Genomic DNA, 1,405 nt, shown 5'->3' with positions numbered 1-1,405 from the left:
TCATGTCCGGTTGAATACTTATAAATAAACGACTGAGGAGTCAGGAGTCAGGAGTCATGAGTCAGGAGGGAAGAAAGAATCAAAGAGGAGAAAGTTTTTTTGATCACGCTCTTATCCGGACATGATATAAGCGATCAGTTCATCAATTTCTGTTACTTCAGTTTTTTTTCCAAAATCCTGCGCGGATATCTATAATTAGGGTTTGCGGAGTAAAGTCTTTTTGCTGAGGTAGGGAGTAGAGACCCACCCCTCGCCCCTCCCCCTCCCAGGAGGGGAAAAAGGGAGTAGGGAGTAGTTAGGACGTAGAAGAAATGGGAATTACAGAGTAAGTGGCCAAAATAATATTAAGAGTGATTTTTCGGCTTTTGCTTCCCGAAAATGCTCATAAGCATGAACCTGAGCAACTGAAAAGCTCATACTTTTTCAAGACATAAAAAGCCTAAAACCAATATCAGTCAATGCTTTGATATTTAATCAGCAAGCCCTATATTAGACATCTCCAAGAATAAAAAATCAAATCAATTATCCCACAGAGACTATGGATTCTTTCCCCCTACTCCCTACTCCCTACTCCCTCTTTTGGAGGAGATGTCTATTATCTATCAGTCAAAAATATCAGAAAAATTATCCTTAAATATTACTTTAAAGGGGTGAAATACCTGAATCTAGATATTCCTCCCGGACATCAGCAACTAAATACTAAAATAGATAGTAATAGTAGTAATACTCTGTGTTGTCGTTTATGGTAGAAGTCCTAGCAGCTTTGTCTGCATCAGCAGCAGCAGGTATCAGAATAGCCTTACCGTTACTGTTAATCGGTTTATGGCAAAATGATTTATGGTCGAAAGTACCTCTGCTGTCCAATATTTCCCCACAAATAGTAGTGGGAGTTTTAGTTAGTTGGTCTTTATTTGAAATATTTGCCTCAAAACGGCTGTTAGGCCAACGCATTCTAAATTTAATTCAACTTCTATTCAGTCCAATAGTAGGAGCAATTATGAGTATGGCGATCGCCAAGGCCACTCATTTAGAAGACTGGTTAACGATCGTGATGGGAGTAGTTGGTGGTTTACTTGCCTTAGTGCTGCAACTTGTTCAGGTCGGATGGTTTTATCGATGGCGTGGTTTGCCTCTCTGGATGCTGTTAGTGCAAGATGTTCTGTGTATTTGCCTGGTAATTTTTGCCTTTGACGCACCACAACAAGGAGGATTAATTGCCTTACTATTGTTGTGGCTAGCAATTCGTAGCTATCAGGATTGGTATCGGTGTTATAAAGGACTTTAGAACCTACGTTCCGCACGACAAAATGTAGCATAGAAGAAGGAGTCAGGATACAGGAGACAGGAGACAGAATTTAGAAGAAAATCATAGCTGCCGCGATCAAGTCAACAATTAAGTAAGTAT

At 40.0% G+C, this 1,405-nt stretch carries 1 protein-coding gene; it reads left to right on the top strand.

Translation table 11 applies throughout. The annotated features are described in order from the left end of the window. Nucleotides 1-742 precede the first annotated feature (742 nt). Nucleotides 743-1,285 carry a DUF4126 domain-containing protein gene (locus F6K13_RS33175; RefSeq protein WP_124144130.1) on the top strand — a complete coding sequence of 181 codons (543 nt, stop codon included), beginning with the start codon at nt 743-745 and terminating at the stop codon, nt 1,283-1,285. Nucleotides 1,286-1,405 lie beyond the last annotated feature (120 nt).

The sequence above is a fragment of the Okeania sp. SIO2B9 genome (genome assembly GCF_010672505.1).
GTDB classification, from domain to species: Bacteria; Cyanobacteriota; Cyanobacteriia; order Cyanobacteriales; family Microcoleaceae; genus Okeania; species Okeania hirsuta.
Note: the sequence above shows the minus strand (reverse complement) of the source record. Positions and strands in the feature narration are given on the sequence as shown.